Annotated in this window: 21 protein-coding genes; 20 read left to right on the top strand and 1 reads right to left on the bottom strand. The window is 42.7% G+C overall.

Annotated features, from left to right (window positions below):
* The first annotated feature begins 44 nt into the window (after positions 1-44).
* The 8 genes from QR40_RS19335 (at position 45) to QR40_RS19300 (ending at position 9,900) form a co-directional block, all read left to right on the top strand.
* Positions 45-2,648: a glycosyl hydrolase gene (locus tag QR40_RS19335; protein ID WP_044296422.1), complete on the top strand. Its 2,604-nt coding sequence runs from the start codon at positions 45-47 to the stop codon at positions 2,646-2,648.
* 261 nt (positions 2,649-2,909) lie between these two features.
* Complete coding sequence (locus QR40_RS19330) at positions 2,910-3,599, top strand: response regulator transcription factor (protein ID WP_027295232.1); 690 nt, start codon at positions 2,910-2,912, stop codon at positions 3,597-3,599.
* Positions 3,592-4,911: a histidine kinase dimerization/phospho-acceptor domain-containing protein gene (locus QR40_RS19325; protein WP_052430947.1), complete on the top strand. Its 1,320-nt coding sequence runs from the start codon at positions 3,592-3,594 to the stop codon at positions 4,909-4,911. The genes QR40_RS19330 and QR40_RS19325 overlap by 8 nt, the downstream gene beginning before the upstream one ends.
* Before the next feature lie 117 nt (positions 4,912-5,028).
* A complete protein-coding gene (locus tag QR40_RS19320) occupies positions 5,029-5,433 on the top strand; it encodes a hypothetical protein (protein ID WP_044296421.1) in 405 nt (134 codons plus the stop codon).
* Between the two features lie 11 nt (positions 5,434-5,444).
* Positions 5,445-6,980 carry an amino acid adenylation domain-containing protein gene (locus QR40_RS19315; RefSeq protein WP_044296420.1) on the top strand — a complete coding sequence of 512 codons (1,536 nt, stop codon included), beginning with the start codon at positions 5,445-5,447 and terminating at the stop codon, positions 6,978-6,980.
* The gene (locus QR40_RS19310; protein WP_027295228.1) at positions 6,973-7,206 is read left to right on the top strand and encodes an acyl carrier protein; all 234 of its coding nucleotides are present in this window, start codon (positions 6,973-6,975) and stop codon (positions 7,204-7,206) included. Before QR40_RS19315 ends, QR40_RS19310 begins: the two co-directional genes overlap by 8 nt.
* Before the next feature lie 12 nt (positions 7,207-7,218).
* Positions 7,219-8,808, top strand: coding sequence for an MBOAT family O-acyltransferase (locus QR40_RS19305; protein WP_044296419.1), 1,590 nt, complete (start codon positions 7,219-7,221; stop codon positions 8,806-8,808).
* A 57-nt stretch (positions 8,809-8,865) separates the two neighbouring features.
* Positions 8,866-9,900 (top strand): hypothetical protein, encoded by a 1,035-nt coding sequence (locus QR40_RS19300; protein WP_044296418.1) that lies wholly within the window; start codon positions 8,866-8,868, stop codon positions 9,898-9,900.
* 89 nt (positions 9,901-9,989) lie between these two features.
* Here QR40_RS19300 and QR40_RS19295 read toward each other — a convergent pair whose 3' ends face one another.
* Complete coding sequence (locus tag QR40_RS19295; protein ID WP_044296417.1) at positions 9,990-11,045, bottom strand: LacI family DNA-binding transcriptional regulator; 1,056 nt, start codon at positions 11,043-11,045, stop codon at positions 9,990-9,992.
* Between the two features lie 375 nt (positions 11,046-11,420).
* Here QR40_RS19295 and QR40_RS19290 point away from each other — a divergent pair, with 375 nt between their 5' ends.
* The 12 genes from QR40_RS19290 to QR40_RS19235 all read left to right on the top strand — a co-directional run bounded on the left by QR40_RS19290 (position 11,421) and on the right by QR40_RS19235 (position 23,473).
* Positions 11,421-12,710 carry an ABC transporter substrate-binding protein gene (locus tag QR40_RS19290; protein WP_052377891.1) on the top strand — a complete coding sequence of 430 codons (1,290 nt, stop codon included), beginning with the start codon at positions 11,421-11,423 and terminating at the stop codon, positions 12,708-12,710.
* A gap of 84 nt (positions 12,711-12,794) precedes the next feature.
* Positions 12,795-13,688, top strand: a complete 894-nt coding sequence (locus QR40_RS19285; protein WP_027295225.1) for a carbohydrate ABC transporter permease — start codon at positions 12,795-12,797, stop codon at positions 13,686-13,688.
* Positions 13,685-14,527: a carbohydrate ABC transporter permease gene (locus tag QR40_RS19280; RefSeq protein ID WP_027295224.1), complete on the top strand. Its 843-nt coding sequence runs from the start codon at positions 13,685-13,687 to the stop codon at positions 14,525-14,527. Before QR40_RS19285 ends, QR40_RS19280 begins: the two co-directional genes overlap by 4 nt.
* Before the next feature lie 15 nt (positions 14,528-14,542).
* The gene (locus QR40_RS19275; protein WP_027295223.1) at positions 14,543-15,358 is read left to right on the top strand and encodes a VOC family protein; all 816 of its coding nucleotides are present in this window, start codon (positions 14,543-14,545) and stop codon (positions 15,356-15,358) included.
* Positions 15,359-15,380: 22 nt separating this feature from the next.
* Positions 15,381-15,611 (top strand): hypothetical protein, encoded by a 231-nt coding sequence (locus tag QR40_RS19270; protein WP_027295222.1) that lies wholly within the window; start codon positions 15,381-15,383, stop codon positions 15,609-15,611.
* Positions 15,612-15,616: 5 nt separating this feature from the next.
* Positions 15,617-16,483: a Gfo/Idh/MocA family oxidoreductase gene (locus QR40_RS19265; protein WP_044296416.1), complete on the top strand. Its 867-nt coding sequence runs from the start codon at positions 15,617-15,619 to the stop codon at positions 16,481-16,483.
* 42 nt (positions 16,484-16,525) lie between these two features.
* Positions 16,526-17,341 carry a ThuA domain-containing protein gene (locus QR40_RS19260; RefSeq protein ID WP_027295220.1) on the top strand — a complete coding sequence of 272 codons (816 nt, stop codon included), beginning with the start codon at positions 16,526-16,528 and terminating at the stop codon, positions 17,339-17,341.
* A 25-nt stretch (positions 17,342-17,366) separates the two neighbouring features.
* Positions 17,367-18,350 carry a zinc-binding dehydrogenase gene (locus tag QR40_RS19255; RefSeq protein ID WP_027295219.1) on the top strand — a complete coding sequence of 328 codons (984 nt, stop codon included), beginning with the start codon at positions 17,367-17,369 and terminating at the stop codon, positions 18,348-18,350.
* A gap of 1 nt (position 18,351) precedes the next feature.
* Complete coding sequence (locus QR40_RS19250) at positions 18,352-18,762, top strand: VOC family protein (RefSeq protein ID WP_052377890.1); 411 nt, start codon at positions 18,352-18,354, stop codon at positions 18,760-18,762.
* Positions 18,762-20,066: an MFS transporter gene (locus QR40_RS19245; RefSeq protein ID WP_044296415.1), complete on the top strand. Its 1,305-nt coding sequence runs from the start codon at positions 18,762-18,764 to the stop codon at positions 20,064-20,066. The genes QR40_RS19250 and QR40_RS19245 overlap by 1 nt, the downstream gene beginning before the upstream one ends.
* 82 nt (positions 20,067-20,148) lie before the next feature.
* Positions 20,149-21,105 (top strand): ROK family protein, encoded by a 957-nt coding sequence (locus QR40_RS19240; RefSeq protein ID WP_044296414.1) that lies wholly within the window; start codon positions 20,149-20,151, stop codon positions 21,103-21,105.
* Positions 21,089-23,473, top strand: coding sequence for a glycoside hydrolase family 9 protein (locus QR40_RS19235; protein WP_044296413.1), 2,385 nt, complete (start codon positions 21,089-21,091; stop codon positions 23,471-23,473). The genes QR40_RS19240 and QR40_RS19235 overlap by 17 nt, the downstream gene beginning before the upstream one ends.
* The last annotated feature ends 12 nt before the right edge of the window (positions 23,474-23,485 follow it).

Raw genomic sequence — 23,485 nt, 5'->3', positions numbered from 1 at the left:
ATAGGGCATTAGAAAAAGCTTTGGACAATAGTGGAGGTGGAATTATGGACAGATTAGATCAAATCCGGAATCACAAAGAAGGAAATTACATTTATCCATTTCTCTGGATGCATGGAGAGCCGCATAAAATTCTTATCCGGGAGCTGGACAGAATCAGAGAAGCGAATATAGGAGCGGTATGTATAGAAGCCAGGCCGCATCCGGACTTTGGAGGAGAACAGTGGTGGGAAGACATGGATGTGGTTATGGACTATACCAGAGCCCATGGCATGAAGGTCTGGCTTTTGGATGATGACCGGTTCCCCACCGGCCATGCCAATGGAATCTTTACAAAAGGAAACCATGAACTGGCAAATGAATTTCTGACGGTATGGTGTACCGACACATCAGGACCCCTTGCAAATGGTTCCATGTTAATTCAGCCGGTGCTAAGACCCGACAGCAGACTGGTACGGGTAACGGCATGTAAACGAATCAGCAGCGACAGTACCGACATAGAGCCGGAATCGTGGATAGATCTTACCGGACAGGTTAAAAACGGATGGCTGCGGTTTGATGTACCGGATGGATTGTGGAGGATTTTTGTATTTTATACCACCCATCAGGGGGATGGGAAATTGGACTATTTTAACATTATTAATTCTCAGTCAGTGAAACTTCTGATAGACCGTGTTTATCAGCCTCATTTTGATCGCTATGGAGATGATTTCGGAAAGACGTTTACCGGATTCTTTTCCGATGAGCCGGAATTTGCAAACCTGCCCGGATACGATTTCCAGGCTCGGCTTGGTAAGGATATGAAATTTATACCATGGAGTGAGGAACTGGAAAAACGCCTGGAAGACAGATGGGGAGATAATTTCACACGTAATCTGCCTGTTCTCTGGTACAGCTGCGGAGAAATTACCGGACACGTCAGGTATGAATATATGGATGAAGTTACCACTCAGCTAAAGATATCGTTTTCTGATCAGATAGGGCAGTGGTGTAAAGCGCATGGGGTCATGCATGTGGGGCATATCATTGAGGACGATAATTCCCATGGAAGGCTTGGCTGCAGTACCGGACATTATTTTCGAAGTCTGTCCCAGATGGGTATGTCTGGAATTGATGTGGTACTGCTTCAGGTGATGCCTGGAATGAATCAGACGGTTCACCAGTGGGTTGCATCAGACCGTGATGGGGAGTTTTTTCATTACGGCCTTGGAAAAATGGGGAGTTCCCTGGCACATATTGATGAGAATAAAAACGGGAATGCTATGTGTGAAATCTTTGGCGCTTTTGGCTGGCAGGAGGGAATTACTTTGATGAAATGGCTGGCTGACCATATGCTGAGCAGGGGAATTAATCACTTTGTGCCACATGCATTTTCACCCAAAAGTTTTCCGGATTCAGACTGCCCGCCTCATTTTTATGCGGGTGGAAGACAACCCCAATACCGTTATTTTGGAGATTTGATGAATTATATGAATCGTTTGTCCCACTTGTTTTCAGAAGGCAGATACATATCCCAGGCTGCGGTTTTATATCATGCGGATGCGGAATGGGCGGGAGAAGCAATGCTGTTTCAGAAGCCGGTCCGGGTATTGCTGGAAAATCAGATTGATTGTGATATTATCAGTGCAGATGCGCTGTTAAAGACAAGTATAATGGCAAAAGACCGGGCTTTTCAGATCGGACCTCAGAGTTATAAAGCTTTGGTAATCCCTTTTAGCCAGTATTTGCCTGCACAGGCAGTGGATATGGTCATTTCCCTATTGAAATCGGAGATTCCTGTTTACTTTATAGATGGTCTGCCTGAAGGGATTTGCGAAGGACAGGAGCGGGAGATTAGAACCCCGCTATTGGGATCGGAGGTTGTATCGTTGTCCAATCTGGCATCTGCAATAGAAAATAAGATAGGTTTTTCCGTCCGCACGGCTGCAAGCTTACCTGATTTAAGAACGTACCGGTATCAATATGATGGGGGAACGGCACTGTATTGTTTTAATGAGAGCACAGGGGATACAATAGATACTGAAGTAGAAATAAATTTAGAAACCAATCAATTGCAGTATTGTTACCGTTACCATGCATTTGAAAATCAGCTGTATAGAATTCCATCTAAACAGCGAAATGGCATTATTAAGGCGAGACTGCAGCTGGAACCGGGTGAAGCGGCGGTTTACATATTAAAAAAAGAAAAAGATATTCTGCCTTATTATGTTCCATATGAGCAGTCAGGCAGAAAATTAGGGGGCCCATGGAAACTATCGTATGCAAATATAGATAATGATGCTAATTTCAAAGAATTGTATTATGGGGATCAGGTTTTTCAGGATTTGACAGACTGGGCAGCAAAGAATAAGTTCAACGGATATCTGCGATACGAGACAGAGGTGTATTTTGTTAAGGACAAGAGGGAGTGCCTGAGGATAACGGATACTCTAAACGGCGTGGAGATTTTTGTAAATGGAGTAGTGTCGGGCAGAAGAATAGGACCGCCCTATTATCTGGAAATTCCGTTTAAGGAGGGCAGAAACCGCATTTGTATTGAAATTGCATCTACTCCCGTATTTGCCGCAGGAGATGACTGGTCGGCGCTTACGGTACTTCCGCCGTTCGGTCTGATGAATGAGCCTGAATTCTGTGAGCCTATATGCGAATAACGAATTAGTGCTAAAACCATACCTGAGCACAAGCTTTAATTAAGAGAATATTAAAAAGAAATTCATCCCGGCTAAATGTTTATTTCTCAAAAGCTGTTATACTGAGAATATGTCTAATTGTGATATAAATGTGTGTCAGTGAGAACAGAATAAAAAAACTAATATTATAGATATATCATAAATTATAATGAGACCCATAATTTCTATCATCAATTGAAGAAATTATGGGTTTTCTAAATAAAAATTCCGGGAGGTACAGCAATGAATATATTAATGATTGAAGACAATGCAGAGATAAGAGAAGGTGTCAGGATTCTTTTGGAAGGTGAAGAATACGCGGTGACAGAGGCTGAGAATGGAAGTGAAGGGCTTAAACTCCTGGACAGCGATACGGACCTGGTTATTCTGGATGTTATGATGCCCGGGATCTCAGGCTTTCGAACCTGTGAGGAGATCCGGAAAGTGTCTAATGTGCCGGTTCTTTTTCTGACTGCCAAGTCCCAGGATTCAGATAAGTTAATGGGACTGATGGCTGGGGGAGATGACTATTTATCCAAGCCGTTTTCTTATTCCGAGCTTTTGGCAAGGGTGAAGGCACTGGTGAGAAGATACTGCGTTTATAAGGGAAAAGAAGAGGAGGGAACGGAAGACCGCTATGTTAATGGAATGGGGATCCGGATTAATGAATCTTATAATGAGGTTTGTAAAGGGGATAAAGAGCTGGCTTTAACCGATATTGAATATAAAATATTACTTCTGCTGATGAAACATCCAAAGAGAATCTTTACAATACAGAACATTTACGAAAGCGTCTGGAATGAACCATATTTTTATGTTTCAAATGGAACGGTCATGGTTCATATCCGTAAGCTGCGGCTGAAGATTGAAGACAATCCGCAGGAGCCGAAGTGCATTCGTACAGTTTGGGGCAGGGGGTATCGGTTTGGATAAAAAGAGAAAACTTCAAAAAAGCGGTCTGAGAAGAAAGCTTGTGCGGATTATGGTGATTGCATTTTTAATAAGCGGTGGTCTGTATTATTTTCTGCATAAGGGAGTGGAAGCAAAACTGAACAATTATTTTGAAACTTCAGATTATGTGGAAAAGACCGAGTCAAAGTATGCCCAGAAATTTCAGGATTACGTGCAGAAGAATCATATTTCTACAACAGATACGGATAAGATAACAAAATGGGTCAGGGATCAGGATATTGTACATATCAGCATTTATAAGGATTCTGTGCTGATCTACGACTCGTATTATCCGAATAATGATATCATAGCCGAAAATGATGTGGAAACGGAATACTTTGGGTGGCAGGCATATTATCCTATGAAATTTGCAGATGCGCAGGCGGATGTTTTTCTGGACGGTTTTTATGATTACCGGGTTTTTAACTATGCGATGATAGCAGAAATTCTTCTTTCCTGCCTGGTTTTTATCGGTATTGTGATGGCTGGGATTAAAAGGACAATTGATTATATTGGCATTCTGGAGCAGGAGGTGGAGATCCTGGAAGGAGGGCAGCTGGATTGTCCGATTACATTAAAAGGAAATGACGAGCTCTCTGCTTTAGCCAGAGGGCTGGATGAAATGAGAAAATCCTTTAAGCTTCGCGTGGACCGGGATGAAAAATTGACAAAAGCAAATAAAGATCTGGTTACGGAGATGTCCCATGACCTTCGGACACCGCTTACAACCCTCCTGCTCTACACACAGATATTAAAAAGTAAGAAGTATCATGGTGCGGATCAGATGGAAGATTACATAGATAAGATTGATCAAAAGGCAAACCAGATCAAGAGTCTTTCAGATAATATGTTTGAATTTTTCCTGATTCTGAGGGAAGAAGAAATCGAACTTATGGATCCCCAGTCTTTTAAGGATATATTTTACGATATTATGTCGGAACTTGTATTATCATTGCAGAAACGTGGATTCCAGGTGAACCAGAACATCGAATTTCGTGAAGTTAAAGTTGAGGTCTCCGTGGATTACGTTCTCAGGGTGATGAATAATATTGTATCTAACATAATCAAATATGCGGATTCCAATGAAGATATTGTGATCTCTACAATTTATGGGGAAGAACAGGTATCTATTTTATTTGTAAACCACAAATTAAAAAAGTCGGAAAAAGTAGAGAGCACCGGGATCGGCATCCGAAATATTAAGGGGATGATGGACAAGATGGAAGGGAGCTGTCAGGTGGAGGAAACTCAGGAATTGTACCGGATCAAATTAGAATTTAAAATTGTCGTTTAGATTTCATCATGTTCCTTTAAGGATTGGTTAAGATTTAGGTGATATGATAAATACTGTAGATACAAACAATTAATCCAGGCATGCTCTGGATATGCGCAGGAAAGTGAGGACAACTATATGAAAAAAATACTTATAAAAGGAACAACAATTGCAGTGTTGGGAGCATTATCCATTACCATGACGGCTTGTGGCTCTAATCCCCAGTCAACAGAAAATACCCCCAAAACGGAATCTTCAGCGGTGATCAGAGAAAGTGGGTCCAGGCAAAAGGAGACGCAGGCAATTGAAAATAAGACAGGCGGCAACCAGTCGGAGAAAAAGCAGACCAGCGGCAATCAGTCAGAGAAAAAGCAGACCAGCGGGAATCAGCGGAATAAAATAAAGTCTAATAAAAGGCAGACAAATAAAATGCAAAGCGGGTCCGAAGAGAGCGGAATGTCGGAGAGCAAAGAGTCCGGACAAGCGGAGACGCAGACAGAGGGCGGAACCGAAAATACGCAAAACAATGAATTGGCGAAGTAGGAGAATTACTTGTGAGAGAAAAAAACATATTACAGCTTTTTGAAGAGTCTGTGGAGAAATTTTCCGCGAAAGAAGTTTTTGCAGATGAAGATGTGAGTATCTCTTATTGCGAATTAAAAGATCATGCAAGGAGAATAGGGAGCTGCCTTGGCAACTCCCACCTTCGAAATGCACCTGTCGCAATTTATCTGGACAGAAGCGTTAAGAGTATGGAGGCACTTCTGGGAGTTGTGTATAGCGGGAATTTTTATACCATGATTGATATTCAGATGCCAAAAGACAGACTAAAGTCCATATTGGAGAACCTGGAGCCTTTTGCCATATTAACGGACAAAGAGCATGAGGAAGCTGCCAGAGAACTTTTTCCTGAGGGAGCGGTTCTAATCTATGAGACAGCAGTGGAGCAGGAAATAAGCAGCTGGCTGTTAAAAGATATCAGAAGGGCTATGATCGAGACGGATCCGCTGTATGTGCTCTATACCTCAGGGTCTACCGGTGAACCAAAAGGTGTGGTTGTAAATCATGCCAGCGTGATTGCCTATACAGATTGGGTAACTGAAACTTTCAGGATAAACTGCGACACTGTTTTTGGCAGCCAGACGCCTTTTTATTTTAGTATGTCGGTGCTGGATATTTTCAGTACCATAAGAAGCGGGGCTTCCATGCAGATTATTCCCCGGAAGCTCTTTTCATTTCCGATGCAGCTGCTGGAGTATTTAAGAGACAGAAAGGTAAATACCATTTACTGGGTTCCCTCTGCGCTCTGCCTGGTGGCTAACTGGAAGGCATTGGACTATATGCAGCTGCCGGACTTGAAAAAGGTGCTCTTTGCGGGAGAAGTTATGCCTATGAAGCAATTGAATATCTGGAGATCACACATGCCGGATATATTTTATGCAAACTTGTATGGACCAACGGAAATAACCGATATCTGCACCTATTATATTGTGGACCGGGATTTTGATGACGAGGAAGTACTTCCGATTGGAAAGGCATGCAATAACTGCGATATACTGATCCTGAATGAAGAAGGAGAAAGGGTTCCTTACGGTGAAGAAGGAGAACTTTGTGTCAGGGGACCGTTTCTGGCTAAGGGATATTACCGCAGCCCGGAAAAAACAAACAGAGTGTTTGTCCAGAACCCATGTAATGACAGGTATCCGGAACTGATTTATAAAACCGGTGATATTGTTAAGTATAATGAACTGGGAGAACTGATGTATGTATCCCGCAAAGATTTTCAGATTAAACATATGGGCTGCCGGATTGAACTGGGTGAGATAGAGGCGGCTGCAGGTTCTCTGGAAGATATAGATTATTGTGTATGTGTTTATGATGAAAATGAGAAAAAGATAGTATTGGTCTATAAAGGAAAAAATGTGGATCAGAAAACTATTATAAAAAAAATCAAAAACAAAGTGCCAGCCTATATGTGCCCCGGGCTTTATATTATGACAGAGAAGATGCCGGTAAACACAAATGGAAAAATAGACCGGAAGTGGCTGCAGAGAAATTATAAAAAATTAGGAGGCATATGCAATGGATGAAATATTAAAAATACTGGAAAAGATAAAACCCGGAGTAGATTTCAGCAAAGAGAATAATCTGATTGAGGACCATATTTTGGACTCATTTGAAATGATTCAGCTGGTGTCGGAAATCAGTGACATCTACCAGATCGATATTACCCCGGTAGATATCACCCCTGATAATTTCCGCTCTGCTACCTCCATTTATGCGTTTATTTTAGACCATCAGCCAGCCCGGATATAGCGAGGGGATTGTATGGCTTATAATACCTATACATATGTACTGCTGTTTCTGACAGGCACCGGCATCATTTATTATATCCTTCCCAAAAAAGTCAGATGGATTGCTTTGCTGGCAGCCAGTTACTTGTTTTACTTTCTGTCCAGTGCAAAACTAATGGGATTTTTAATGCTGTCTACGATTGTTGTATATGGTACAGGCATGATTCTGACCACTATGCAGGACGAGTACCGGGACCGTATGGCGGATGCTCCTTTGGCAGAACAGGCGGTTTTGCGCCTGCAGTTAAAGAAAAGGAAACGCCTGGCAGCAGCGTGTGCAATTTTGTTCAACCTGGGGATTCTGGCATTTTTAAAATACTATAACTTCTTTGCATTAAATGTCAATCATCTTTTACAGGGTTTACATATAAGCAGCCAAATGAAGGAGCTGAGACTTTTGCTTCCCCTTGGGATTTCCTTTTATACCCTGTCGGCAATCGGATATATCATTGATGTATACCGTGGCAAATACAGAGCGGATAAAAACCTGGGTCATCTGGCACTGTTTCTAAGCTTTTTTGGACAAATTGTGGAAGGGCCTATTGTGCGCTACGATCAAATGTCGGATGAACTTTTAAAGGGGCATTCCTTTCAACCGAAAAACATATCATTTGGTGCACAGCGCATTGTATGGGGGCTATTTAAGAAAATTGTGATTGCGGACCGCTTAAATCTGCTGGTAAACACCGTCTTTACCGCATACCCGGATTATACCGGAATTACAGTTGCGACGGCAGTTTTGTGCTATACGATTCAAATCTATTGTGAATTCTCCGGTTGTATGGATATGGTAACCGGAAGCGCGCAGCTCTTTGGCGTTAGTCTGCCCGAGAATTTTGAAAGACCGTTTTTTTCCAGAAATGTATCCGAGTTCTGGAGGCGCTGGCATATTACACTTGGAGCCTGGTTCCGGGATTATATATTTTATTCGGTATCCTTATCCAAACGGGTAATGCATCTGGGCAAATGGGGCAGGAATCATCTTTCCACGCATCTGGCTAAGCTGCTGCCTTCTGCCTGTGCCCTGTTTCCGGTGTGGCTCTGCAATGGATTATGGCATGGTGCCAGTTGGAAATACGTTTTTTACGGCATGTATTATTTTATGATTATTATGCTGGGGATGCTGGCTGAGCCTCTGTTTGAGAAGATTTGCAAAAGTCTTCATCTAAACCGTAAAAGCTGGGGATTTCAATTTTGGCAGATTTTAAGAACCTTTTTTTTAGTCAATATCGGTATGCTGTTTTTTCGGGCGGTGAGTCTGAAAGTGGGAATCAAAATGCTGTTCTCCATGTTTGGGGGATTTTCCCTGGCACCTCTCAGAGAAGGTGTTTTATTGAATCTGGGAATGGATAAGATGGACTATGCGGCAGTGGGTTTTGGGATTATAGTGGTATTTGCTGTAAGCTTTGCCCAGGAAATGGGACTAAATCTAAGAGAGTGGATTTCCAACAGGCATATTGCAGTCCGGTTTGCCATTTACTATGCAGCCGCCTTTTCGGTCCTGCTCTTGGGGGCTTACGGAATGGGCTATTCGCCGGTTGACTTTATCTATGCTCAGTTTTGAGTCTGCTTAAAAACCATGCCATAAATCTAAAGAGAAATAGCAGCAGGAGGAAACAAAATGAACTTCAATAAACGGACGATACTGAAAAGTGGATTTCTTTTCCTGTTGAAATTGGCTGTATTTCTGGGAATCGCCCTGGTACTTCTCACCGGCGCATCCCAGGTTTTGAAGCCAAAGGATAATACCCCTGCCAGCGGAATTAAAGAACCGGAGACACGCGCAGTATATACGGAACGGGAAAATTCCCTGGATGTAATAGCAATAGGCAACAGTGATATTTATGCAGCGTATACACCTATGCAGCTGTGGAAGGACTATGGGCTTGCATCTTATGTCTGCGGAGAACCAGGACAGCGTGTGTATGAGGCGTATTATCTGCTGAAATCAATACTGAAGTACCAGTCCCCCAAGGTGGTTATATTTGAAACGGATGAAATTTTTCAGAATGGAACGCCGGCAAAAGAACGGGAAAAAGTGATTTTTGCAGGGCTGGCAGATCAATTTCCGGTGTTTCAATATCATAACCGATGGAAAATTTTAAAACCGGAAGATTTCACGGGAAAAGTGAAGTATACGTTTGATAATTTCTGGAAAGGTTTCCGGTATACAGACCGTGTAGATCCTTATCTTGGCAAACGCTACATGCGTAAGAGAAAGAAAAAGACAAAAATAGACGGGATACCTCGATTTTATCTGGATAAGATTGTTTCTATGTGCAAAGAAAAGGGGATTAAACTTCTGTTTGTGGAAATCCCTTCTGCAAATTCATGGAATTATAAGAGGCATAATTCAGTAGCGGAATATGCAGAACAAAATGAGATTCCATTTCTGGATCTGAATAAGCCGGGGAAAGAGTATAAGGTTGACTGGGTATCCGATACCAGAGACAAAGGAGATCACATGAACTATAACGGCGCCAGGAAGGTGACGGCTTATCTGGGTAAATATCTGAAGGAAAACTATTTTTTGCCGGACAGGCGGGATGACTCTGCCTATTCAGGATGGAATGCAGATCTGCGTAAGTATGAAAAGGCGATACAGAGCGTAGGTATGTATAATATGGTAAACGGAAATAATAATAAAGGAATATAAAGCGGAAATAATAAACTGGATATTTACAAAAAGAGGCTTAAAAAGCAGCCATACTAAGAAGGATTTTAACTTTCTGAGTATGGCTGTTTTTATTTAATTCGCTTGCCGCTGCTTTCCCGAATCACCAGTTCAGGAGAAAAGTCAGGCTCTTTGGGAGGTGCAGTGTTCTGTATAAGACTGAGCAATAAAGAAATTACATATCTTCCCAGCCGTTCATTGTGCCGGTTCAGGCTTGTCAGGCGCGGTGTCAGAAAATTGCCGTCATAAAACTGGTCACAGCTGATCAGGGCCATATCATTTGGGATGGTAATACTGCAATCGGCAGCAGCCCGCAGTGCCCCTATGGATACATTATCATTCATTGCAAGTATAGCGGTTACTGTGGGAGCCTTATCAAGTAGCTGCCTGGCTGCATTATATCCATCAGACATATAGTAGTTAGAAGTGGATATAAGGGATGGGTCATCATCCAGACCCAGTGTCCGGACTGTCTCGTGATATACGTTGAGTCTGGATTCCGTGATATGTACACCGCGTTCTCCGCCAACAAATCCAATACGCCGGTGTCCAAGTGAAGCAAGATAGCGAATTGCAATAGATAAGCCTTTATCATTTTCCTTATTTATAAAGGTACAGGGAATCCCGGGGAGGGATCTTCCAATTACGATTACCGGTATGGAAGACGCCAGACGTCTCAGTGCGTCTCTGTAATCTTCACTGATTTCACATAAATCGATCTGCCCGCCGGCAATAATAACCCCATCTACCTTCTTATCCAGAATCATCTGAAAATATTTATCTTCTTTTTCCCGTTCCCCATCCGCATAGGAGGCAGCGGAAAAGGAAGTATTGCAGAGTATAACAGAATAGTTTGACTGATGTGCAGAACGTTCAATTTCGCTGAACAACGTGGAGAAATACGGATTAGTAATATCAGGAACGATAACGCCCAGAGTCTTTGTCTGACGGAGAATGAGTCCCTGTGCCAATGTATTGGGAGAATAGTGGTATTTCTTTATGACCGCTTCCACCCTGGCTTTGGTTTTTGGCGAGACGGGAACAGTGCCGTTTAAAACTCTGGAGACGGTAGCGATAGAGACCCCACTCTCTTCTGCTATCTCAACAATTGTTACATTTTTATCCATAAAAACCTCCATCTATTACTGAAATTATATCATTGGTATATAGTTTAGCATACAGATATTGGTATTTCAATACCGGGTAATGTTTTGGAGATGGAGCAAAGAGCAATAAAGCTTATTTTCAAATAAAGGGATATGGTAGAAAAGATAATTGAATGACTAATTTAAACAAAGAAAGATAAGGCGACAAATAAATATAATAGAATCATATACATTATATACAAAAATAGTATCGTAAATTCTACGAGAATGTATAAAATGGTCTGAGTTAAAAAATAAATGAGATTTTTTGTTGACAAGCTAATAAGAAAAGAGTATATTAAGCTCATCAAATGTAAAGGTTTTCAGAAAACCTTTTCAAAACTAAGGAGGTAGAAAATGAGAAAGGTAAAAAAGGTGACCGCAATAATTTTAGCAGCAGCGATGACGATGTCCATGGCGGCATGTGGGGGTTCAGGGGACTCAAAGGGAGGGGCTGAATCCAATGAAGGAAAGACCAGTATTGAATTCTGGACACTCGCATTAGCACCTACTTATACGGATTTTATACAGGGACTGATTGATAAATATGAGGAAGAGAATCCGACGATAGAAGTGAAATGGCAGGATCTTCCCTACGATGCCATAGAGCAGAAGCTTCTGGCTGCCACAGCAGGAAGTAATCCACCGGATGTAGTAAATATCTGGTCACAGCTGGCACTGACACTGGCTGGAAAAGAGGCTCTGCTGAATTTGGACGAAGCGGCAACAGAGGAGCAAAAATCAATTTACATTGATTCTATGTATGAATCAGCAAAATTGTACGATGGTGTATATGCGTTTCCCTGGTATTCCACACCAAACGTAGTTACATATAATACAGAACTGTTCAAAGAGGCAGGAATTGAAAAAGTCCCCACCACCTGGGATGAAGCATTTGATCTGGCGGCAGACTTTAAAGAAAAAACAGGAGCATGGCTGATTACGCCAAGTTCTATGTACCATATGCTTTGTTATTATGATATTCCGATCCTTTCTGAGGACAAAACAAAGGCGGCATTTAACAGCCCGGAGGCAGTGGAACTGATAAACCGTTTTATAAAATATGCGGATGATGGAGCAATCATGGTAGATCGAACGGATGGTTGGGATAACTGGGACAACGACCGCCAGATGTATGCCAATGGGAATCTGGGAATGCTTTGCGGAGGACCGCAAACGATTGCTCGAATCAGAGATGAGTCCCCGGAAAAATATGAATTGACAGATGTTGCAGAATCTTTATACGGACCAAGCGGTTTCACCGGAGCGGCTGTAATGAACCTGGTAGTACCTGCCAACAGCAAGAAACAGGAAGAAGCGATCAAGTTTGCGAATTATATCTCAAATGATGAGAATCAGCTGGCATTCTGTGAAGCAGCATCCGTATTCCCAACTACAAAGGCAGCTGCTAATGATGACTACTTTAAGTCTGATATGGAGACAGTTGAAGGAAGAACGAATTATTATGCCGCACTGGCTGCAATGAAGAGTACGGATATGACTATGGGAATTCCAAATGATAATGCAGTAAAGCTGGAAATTGATGAGATGATGGCAGCAATTTTTGCAGATAATATGAGTCCGGAGGATGCGCTGAAACAGTGTGAAGACCGTGTCAATAAACTGCTGGCAGAAAATCAGAAATAGTTACGGAAACGATGACAAATAAATCATATGCTGCTGCAAGAGACAGTAAGTTTTTGCGGCAGCGTTTCTATTGGAGAAAAGTGTATGAAAAAATTATTTAAAGCACAGAAAATGAGAACGACCATAATTTCCTACATATTTATGGCTCCGGCTCTGCTTATCCTGGGGATCTTCGTGTTTTATCCCATTGTTTTCAGTATACCGCTGGCATTTACAGACTATTCGGCAGTAGGAGGCACAACAAATTTTATCGGATTAGAAAATTTTAAAAGGCTGGCTGGGGATCCGGATTTCTGGCTGTCGTTAAAAAATTCCTGTCTGTTTGTAATCGTAGTGCCTGTTCTTCAAATACTCGCCATACTGCTGGCTCTGCTGATGAATAATAAATTCCGTGGAAATTCTGCCTTTCGTGTATTGATCTATATGCCGGTAGTTACTTCTATGGTAGCAGTGTCCATCATCTGGAAATTCATATTTGATCCTGATGGAATCATAAACGCACTGCTTTTAAAATGGGATATAATAGCAAAGCCTATTTTATTTCTTTCGGATTCAAAGATTGCGCTGATTGTCCTGATGGCGGTGACAATCTGGCAGGGAATTGGATACTACATGATGATGTATTTATCGGCGCTGCAGTCATTTCCTGAAGAAATTATTGATGCAACTAAAATTGACGGAGCCAATGCATGGCAGACATTCTGGAAAGTAAGGCTGCCGCTTTTAAAAAATCAGATTGGATTTTGTTCCATGATTTCCATTATTGCGGCTGTGGGAGTATTTGATGTGGTATTTACGATGACAAATGGCGGTCCGAATAAAGCAACCTATGTTATTAACTATTATTCCTATAAGATGGCATTTAACAGCTATGATTTTGGATATTCGGCCGCTATTGGATTGGTTAGCGCCGTTATGATCTGCGTATTTACATGCATGCAGTTTGCATTAAGTAAGAAAGGGGAAAAAGAGGCATGACAGGAACAGACAGAAGAAGAAAAAGTAAAGTAAAAAAAATCAGGACAGCTGTCGGACGTTACCTGATACTTCTTATTATAGCATTAATATGTGCGGGACCTTTTTTATGGATGACCAGTTCATCTTTTAAAGTAACAGAGAATATATACACGTTAAACCTGTTTCCCAGGGAGCCGTCCTTTGGCAATTATGAATCGGTATTTTCTCTGCTGAATATAGGGAAGATGCTGTTAAACTCTCTCATTATTACGGTTGGAGGCATTACCCTGGATGTTATCTTTGGCTCCCTGTGTGCCTATCCACTGGCTAAGCTTGATTTCTATGGCAGAAAACTAATTAATACATTACTGCTTGCCACGATGATAATTCCGGCAGCGGCAGGACTTGTTGTCAATTATATAACGATTTCCAAGATGGGATTGAATGATAACTTCTGGGGCGTTATTCTTCCAAACTCGGTGACCGTGTTCAATATCATACTGCTGAAAACGGCATATGCAGATATTTCATCGGAACTGCTTGCAGCAGCCAGAATTGACGGCGCTTCGGAATTGAAAATATGGTGGAAAATTATGCTTCCCCAGATAGTACCAATGATTGCAACAGTGATCATTATGGATTTTATCAATAAGTGGAACAACTTTTTATGGCCGCTGATTGTACTGAATGTAGACAAATATCCTGTGGCTGCAGGATTGAAATATCTGAACGGGCAGTTTAACTATAAATTTGGCAGTGTAGCAGCAGGAACAGTGGTATCCGTAATACCCATCATTATTGTATTTCTGTTCTGCCAGAAGTATTATGTAAATACTACAGCAGGAGCTGTTAAGGGGTGACGAAAGGAGTAAAAAATGAGTATGATTCAAGGTATCGATCATATATCAATGATTGTTCCCGATGTAGATCAGGCAGTACATTTTTACTGTGATGGTCTGGGACTTCTATTGAAACGCAGAGATGATTATAATGCCATTGTTGCAACACCGGATGGAGTGATTATGGAAATCTGCCCGGAAGGAACGAAAGAGTGGGATAATTCTGGCATTACCCATATTTGCTTAAACACCTTTGATGTAGACCTGACATTCCGGCGGGCATTGGAGTATGGGGCAGTGATTTCCAGACCGGAAGATCCTGAACCATATACTTATCAGGATCTTAGAATGGCATTTGTAAGGACACCCTCGGGTGAGGAAATTGAATTCTGGTACATTCAGAAAAACGGAGTTATGCGTGAGCCGGTGATCAATGGTAATTACATCAAAAATTTTGTGCATGTAGCATTGACGGTACCAGATATGAAGGCATGTATCCGCTTCTATGAAGGATTGGGTGCAAAGCTAAAAGAAGACTGGGAGTGGGGATGTTCCATACAGTTAAATGATATGCGGGAATTAGAGCTATTTACAGGCGGAGAATATGCGGTTCAACCCAATGCGTATACCCACTACAGCCTGCTGACAGAAGATGTGGATGCGGCTGCCCGGAAAGTGGTGGAGCTTGGGGGAAGAATCACCCATGAGCCTTATGACTGGTCGAATCTGAGGATTTGCTTTTGCCAGGGAATTGCAGGTGAAGTGATTGAGTTTTTCCAGATGTATACGGATGGAAGAGCAGCGGATGTATTCGACCGAATCCCTGACCGGTTACCGGATTTGTTTCAATAAAAGAAAGTGAGGGAATTACAGGATGAACCGTTTAGATTATACAGAGCTGCTGAAAGAGATCAGTGATGAAATTTCTGCTCCAAAAGGTACATTTCAGAGTATATTTGGATCCAAGACAGAAAAGGATCTGGAAGAAATCCGTTATATTGCTGCGGTTGCGCTGGTTGCCGCAGACAGATACTATTCCAACCTTACGAAACTGGAGTTTGAAATACGGGAAAAAGATGAGAAACTACAGAAAGATGGAGAATAGGAATTATGTTGAAAATCGGATTTGCAGATTATTATCTGGACAACTGGCATGCAAATTATTATCCGGGATTTCTGCGGGAGGCAATTCATCAATATGGATATGACGCATCCCTCACTTGTGCGTATGCACTTCATGACTGTGATCATGGAATGACTACAGAGCAGTGGTGCAGAAAAAACCACGTACACCAGGCTCACAGTATGGAAGAAATGATTGATTCCGTAGATGCAATTATGGTAATTGCCGCAGATAATTCCGCCTGGCATGAGGAAGTATGTAAACTGCCTCTGGCAAGCGGTAAACCGGTATTTGTAGATAAGACCTTTGCTCCGGATCTTAAAACCGGAAAAGAGATGTTCGCCTATGCAAAGGCACATAGGACGCCTGTCTTTTCTACATCAGCACAGCGTTATTGCAAGAGTATTATGGATTATCTGGAACGGGAAAAGGGAAATACGAAATTTATGTCTACTGTGGGACCGCATGACTTGTCAAATTATGCAGTACACCAGTTTGAGCCCATTGTAACGGTTATGGGAACCGGTGTAAAACGTGTGAAAAGTTTTGCTGTGGGAAGTAAGGTCACTCAGTTGATCCTGGATTATGGAGATGGAAGAATTGCAAGTTTTACACAGACACCAAATCCATGGGCAGAATTTAATTTTATGGTGTCAGACGGTGAAAAGGGAGAACGTCTGGACAGCTCTGATTATTATGTTAATACAATGAAAGCAATTCTGGATTTCTTCGAGACAAAGAAAGTGCCAGTGCAAATGGAAGAAACCCTGGAAGTTTTAGCGCTTATAGATGCAGCAAAGGCTGCCAGACAGAGTCCGGATCTCTGGGTGAAAATGCCGATGACAGAGAGTTGACCGGTTAGAAAGCGGACAGAAGTCTGGAAAAAGGAGATACTTATGCAGAAAATAAAGTTACACTATTTAATTGGAGACGTACATATGGGCGGACATGATGTACATCGTGTAGCTATAAATAATAAAATTATGCTGGATCAAACAGAGGCTTTTGATATTCTCATGGTATGTGATGATCCGGGAATCGGGGATATGGGCTTCGATAAGTATTTTGAGTGTAATCTCATGGAAAACAGTGATGTATTTGTTTTTAACTGTGGGAATTACCGGTTTAATATAAAAGAGGAACAGGAATGCCTGGAAAAAGCAGTATATAGCGGTGCCGGATTTGTATTCCTGCATGGAGACCATCCCTGTTACTGGCCAGCGGTAGGAAATGTAAGATGGGAAGAAGTAGAAAAGATGGCAGGGCTTTTATGGCGGGAAAAAACGTCCCATGGAGATTTTGCTAAAGCTCATATTACCGTAGAAAAGCCGGAACATCCAATAATGCAGGGGATTAAAGATTTTAATACAAAGGATGAGATCTTCTGTAATTGTGAAAATGTGCAGCATGTACCATTTGAAGTACTGGCAAGTGCCTATTCCGATCCGGAAGTGATTTCGCGCCACGGTGTACCGGGTACCGGAAATATGGAACCCATTGCAACTGTCGGCAGTTATGGAAAAGGCCGTACATTTAATCAGCTGTTAGGACATGTATGGCCCTGTTATACAGGACATGGCCTGGGTGAGAATACAATGCTCAGTTTCTGTCCGCGGGAGTTCCGGCAGATGTTTGTGCGTGCATGTGAATGGGCAGCGACAGGTAAGGTAGAGAAAACGCTTACATTTAGTGGAGAAGCGAAACTGAAATAGAGATCCGTTTATATGGGAGGAAAAAATGTTAAAAGACGTAAGAGTGGCATTTACAAAGAAGGAAGAAGCAGCACTTATAGAGGTAGAATTGGATGACAACCTGAAACCGGATGAAATATTAGGAAAAAATGTGCTGTCCCTGATTTCCAGCGGTTCTGAACGGGGAGGATTTACACAGGAGTTTTCGGCTGAAAGCTATCCTATGTTTACAGGATCATCTTCCATAGCACAGGTTGTGAAAGTGGGAGAAGATGTACAGGGGATGAAGGAAGGAGATCTGTTTTATCACAATGAACATCATACCCTTTATGTGAAGATTAAAGCAGAGGACGCTATTTCCGTACCCGAAGAAATAAAGCCGGAACATGCATTATTCGGCAGGTATGCCGCGGTGTCTATGACATCTATTTATCATTCTACAGCGAAACCGGTGGAAAAAGTGGTGGTTACCGGTCTGGGGATGGTTGGTCTGATGTGTGCTCAGATGGCAAATAGCTTTGGATATCAGGTGTATGCAATAGATCCGTCAGAAGAACGGAGAAGTATAGCGAGAAAAACAGGCATAGTTCATGTAGGGGCATCTCTTGAAGAGTGGCCCTGGCTGGAAAAGCAGGTGGCAACTGTTTTTGAGTGTTCAGGCAATGAGAATGCACTGCATTGTGCAATTCCTTATATGCGCAAGCGGGGCGAGATTTTCCAGATTGGTGTGCCCTGGAAAAAAGGTTCTGATTGGGATGCCCATACACTTCTGTATGAGTTATTTTACAGTTTTATCAGTATTCATGGCGGCTGGGAATGGTCTATTCCCAGAAAATCAGATGAACTGCACGTTCACAGCTCCTATGAACATATCCGTTCAGCTATGGAATTTTTGGCGGAGGGAAGAATTAAGGTTGTGGAAGAGATGTTCGAGCTGCGGGATCCGAAGGAGTGTAACCAGGTTTACCACGATATTACACTGCCCAAGATGTATCCTACGAGTATGATGCTGGATTGGAGGAATTTCTAAGATGGAAAATAGGGAAAAGGGAATTCATCATGTTGGCATGATTTCCCATCATTTTGATGATACTATCCGTTTTTACCAGGAAGGTTTGGGCTTTACGATAAAGCATACCTGGGGAAAAAAGGAACGAGTTTATATGATGGATACCGGCGGCGGAAGCTGTATCGAAGTCTTCGACGGCGGTTCAGAGGAAGAGACAATACCTGGGGGGAACTGGATTCATGTAGCCCTGCATACGGATAATATCCATGAGAGCTACAAACGTGCGATAGCAGCAGGCGGCAAGCCAAAACTGGAACCTGCATTTGCTGATATTCTGGAGGCAGCTCCCAAGCCTGTATATATGTGGTTTGCCTATGTAGTTGGCTATGATGGAGAAGAGATTGAGTTTATACAGGAAATTGAGGAGCCGTAATGAGTTTGCTCACAGCGTCAAGGTTAAGAGAGCAGTTTTTTCCGGCGGTTCCCCCGAAAGAAGAACAGATGCGAAGCAGCCGGAATATTCTTTGGGTGCAGGGGGCTATGGCAAGCGTCATGCTGGCATTGAGTACCGGAAACTTCATGGCTGGTTATCTGGCATTTCTTGGGGCAAGTCCCGCAATGGTAGCACGAATTGCAATTATTCCACAATTGGGCTGTGTGCTTCAAATGATTTCACCAATTTTTTTCGAAAGATTAAAATATAGGAAGCTTTCAATTGTGGCAATATGTTTCGGGTTTCGGTTTTCGGTAGGCTTTGCGGTATTTGCCCCAGTATTGTTTGCAACCCGGGACGCAAGACAGAACTTTGTATTTTTGCTTTATTTTATGGCATTCCTGGCAGCCGGATTTGTGACGCCTGCATTAAATCAATGGACAATGCAGATTGCACCACAAAAGAGGCGCGGACGCTATTTTGCCATTAAAGATATTCTGACAATGATTTTGAACTCCGGTATATCATTTTTGATGGGAATGCAGCTGGATTATTTTATAGGGCAGGATCTGGCGTGGACGGGATACATGGTGGTATATGTATTCTGCATCGTATTCTCATTGGTTGATGCTTTTTTGATGTGCAGGATGAAAGAGCCGGAGAACCTGGTTATGAAAGAATACAATCGAAAAGACATATTCAGACCCTTCCAGGATAAAAAATACCGACCGGTTTTAACTTATAATATGCTTTCTTATTTTTCAAATCTATTTGCCATGGGTTTTTTGGCAACTTACCAGCTTCAGGAGCTGCATTTGAATCATACATCCATATTAGGAATGGGGGTAATCAGCTCTGTGGCCGGGATTGGCGGCATCTGGATCTGGGGGAAGGTTGCGGACCACACAAACTGGGCTGTTGTTATTCTGGGAACTCAGACGGTAACAAGCTTTTGCAGTATGGGATGGTTTTTAGTAAAGCCGGATGCCCGGATGACGGCAATGATTTTGATATGCGCCGCTGCTTTGGGAAATGCTTCTTCCGGTATGGCAGGCCTGAATCTTCAGTATGCCAATGCTCCTGCAAAGGGTATGACTACTTACCTGGGGGTAACAGCAGCGGCAGCAAGCCTGGTGGGATATCTGGGAGCAATGACGGCAGCCTGGGTTCAGGAGCAGCTGCAGGTGTATACAGGAACTGGCAGAAGTATTGCATTTTTATTTCTTATCCAGAGTCTGTGCGGAATAGGAACCGTAATGTATGGTTTTATAAGGCTGCCGCGCAGAAAGAATGACAGGTGCTGATTTGTAAATGGTGTGCTGAAAATATACCGGAAAGGATTGATATAACAATGGCAGAAAATAAGAACATGAGGAGGGACAGCGTGTGGAAACATATTTAGGCTTGGACTTTGGCGGCACCAAAATGTTGATTGGAGAACTGGATAAAGACGGAAGAATCCTAAGCAGTAAACGATACGTAACCGGGTTTGACGATCAGGAAAAAGCAACAAAAGCCATTCTGGGAAATCTGGAAGATTATAAGAAAACAATAGGGTTTCAGGGAGAAATAAAAGCAGCCGGTCTTGGAATTGTTGGAATTGTAGATAATAAAAAAGGTGAATGGGTAGCAATGAGCCATGAAATAACAGCACCGCCGGTACCTATGGCGGCGCTTATGGAAGCAAATCTCCATGTGCCATGTGCAGTGGATAATGATGTAAGAAGTGCAACTACTGCGGAATTAATGCTGGGACAGGGTAAAAGCACCTTGGATTTTATTTATCTGAACGTAGGGACAGGCCTGGCGGCAGGCGTTGTCACAGGCGGTCATATTATACGGGGAGCAAACCACAATGCCGGTGAAATTGGACATATGGTAGTTGATCTTCAAAGTCAGAGAACTTGTGTCTGCGGCAGAAAGGGGTGTGCCGAAAATGTGGTGTCTGGTATTGGATTTACAAGTCAGTTAAAACACTATGGTTTAACTGAACTGCTGAATGAGCAGGACCGGGCAGACGTGGTGCGGCTTTTTGAAAGAGCAGATGCGGGGGATGCTATCTGCTCAAAAATAACCGATTATGCAGCAGACACTCTGGCATGTGTAATTATGAATCTGGTTCGATACAGTGATCCCGATACCGTCATTCTTGGAGGAGGCGTGATTGGTGACGGATGGCTTTTGGAAAAAGTAAAGATGCGTCTGGAGCCTGATACAATGCGGGGAGTGACAAATGGAATTGTCTTCTCAAGTTTCAGCCCTGCCAATGCAGGCCTCATAGGTGCCGCTTCACTTGGAATGCAGTTAACGGATAGGAGAAATCAATATGAAAGATGCGTTTAAGAGAGAAATAGAGGAATCTTTATTTATTCATTCCATGCTGCCTCTTCACAGGGAAAGATCACTGGAAGCCTCTTTTCCCGAAAAAAAGGTTGTGATGAGAAAAGAGTTGTGGAGTTGTGGTGGACAGACAAGTGCTCCCCTGGCAGGCGAAAAAGGAAAGCTGCGTATCGGTATGGAGGAGAATGAGGAATATGTAAGTATCACTGCACCGGTCCGAAGCGATGCCTGGCCTAAAGGGGCTTCGGCAGACGGGGATTACAGTAATTTTGGTACAGCAGAAGTGCATTTCGAACTGTCAGAGGACGACTGGAGTGAATATAACCGGCTTCATTTCTGGGTAAAACCCCAGGTGCCGGGGTCAGAAGTAGTGCATCTGAATGTGGGTATTAAAAGTAATGGTACAGTAAAGATACCGGATCGCTTCTGCAGGGAAGGCTTTACGGTATTTGATCTGAATAACAATGAGTGGAATGAGTGCTTCTGGGAATTTTCCATGTTGCCAAGAGACAGGGTAACAGAACTGTATTTTTACACTTTTCTGAACGGCCAGGATACAGCCATGGGACCGGAACTTACTTATAGTTATAAAGATATTGGTGTTGAAAAAGTGGAGAATCCGGAGAAAGAATGGGGATGGGAGTGCGGCAGCAGCCAGATTGTGTTATCGAGTGCCGGATATTTCATAGAAGGCAGGAAAACAGCTGTAGCTAACATCATGGAGCCGGAATTTACAGTTTGTGATGAGATGACAGGAAAAGCAGTCTATACGGGAACCGTGGAAACAGTATCAAATGAAAGAGGTGATTTTCAGGTACTGGATTTCAGCTCCGTCTATGAGGAGGGAAGCTACTATCTTCAGGCAGGCGGTATAAAGAGTCCTGTATTTGAGATCAGTAAAGATATTGTGGAAGAGAATGTATGGCGTGTAATAAATTTTCTGTACGGTGAAAGATGCGGCATGCCGATTACCGGAAAGCACGGTGCATGTCATTTTGATATTGCAGCGGAGCATAACGGCTTAATAATGCCGTTTGCAGGCGGATGGCATGATGCAGGTGATGCTTCACAGCAGAGTGCGCAGACTGGCGAGATTGTCCATGCACTTCTAGAAGTGGCCTCTAAATATAAAAATAAAAGTCCCAGATTATATCAGCGAATTCTGGAAGAAGCACGCTGGGGACTGGATTTCATCTTAAGAACCCGTTTTGGTGACGGATACCGTGCTACAAGTGCAGGATCTACCAGATGGACAAATGGATTGATTGGAGATATGGATGATGTTAAGACCCGTGTTTATAATCATGCCTATGAAAATTTCCTGTTCTCGGGAATAGAAGCATATGCATATCTGCAATTAAAAGAGGAGGACGAACCATTGGCATGGGGCAGTCTGGAAGCCGCAAAAGAAGATTTTTCATTTGCAGAAAAAAGGTTTCGGGATTATGGTATGGAAATGGTTCAGATGTTTGAGCATACATACAATTCAGGTTTATCGCAACACTATGCGGTTATTGTATGGGCAGCTTCCACGTTGTACGCAGCTACCGGTGACGAAGGTTATGCTAAAAAGGCGGAGTACTGGTGCGATAAACTGATGGAGTGCCAGGAAACAGGCAGGGCCGGCATCCGGATCAGTGGATTTTTTTATCGTGATGAAAGCCATAAGATGATAGTACATTTTAATCATCAATCCAGGGAACAGCAATTTATGCAGGCACTGGTCAGTATTTGCGAGACTCAGCCGGATGCACCGAAGAAAAGTCTCTGGGAAGATGCTATGAAGCGTTATGCCGGATACCTGAAGGCAATTGCCGGAAATACAGCACCATATGGGATGCTTCCAGCCGGAGTACATAAAATGGATGAGTATAAGAATAGTGAGGTATTCCAATATCTGCATGTTACCTGTAATTATGAGGAAGAAAGAGAAAACTATAAAAAGCAGTTAGAAAACGGGACGCTAATTGGAAAAGACCATGTAATCCGGAATTTCCCAATCTGGTTTTCCTTCCGGGGAAATACAGTTGTTATGCTGTCTGAGGGTAAGGCAGCGTCTCTTCTTGGGCACTATCTGCAGGATGAGGAACTGCTGCAGATAGGCAGAGAGCAGCTGTATTGGATTTTTGGAAAAAATCCTTTTGGACACTCCCTGATGTATGGCGCAGGCAGCCGGTATCCGGCACAGTATGCGATTTTTCCGGGGGAATGTGTAGGAGAACTTCCGGTGGGAATTGAAACCTTAGACAATGAAGATATTCCATACTGGCCCCAGGGCAATAATGCTACATATCGTGAAGTATGGACCTCATCTGCATGCCGCTGGCTCTGGCTTGCTGCAGATTATGCAGGTGGTAATAACTGTGATTAGAGAAAGGAAATA

It is taken from the genome of Robinsoniella peoriensis, assembly GCF_000797495.1.
In the GTDB taxonomy this organism is placed as follows: domain Bacteria; phylum Bacillota; class Clostridia; order Lachnospirales; family Lachnospiraceae; genus Robinsoniella; species Robinsoniella peoriensis.
This window is presented reverse-complemented; position numbering and strand designations above follow the sequence as displayed.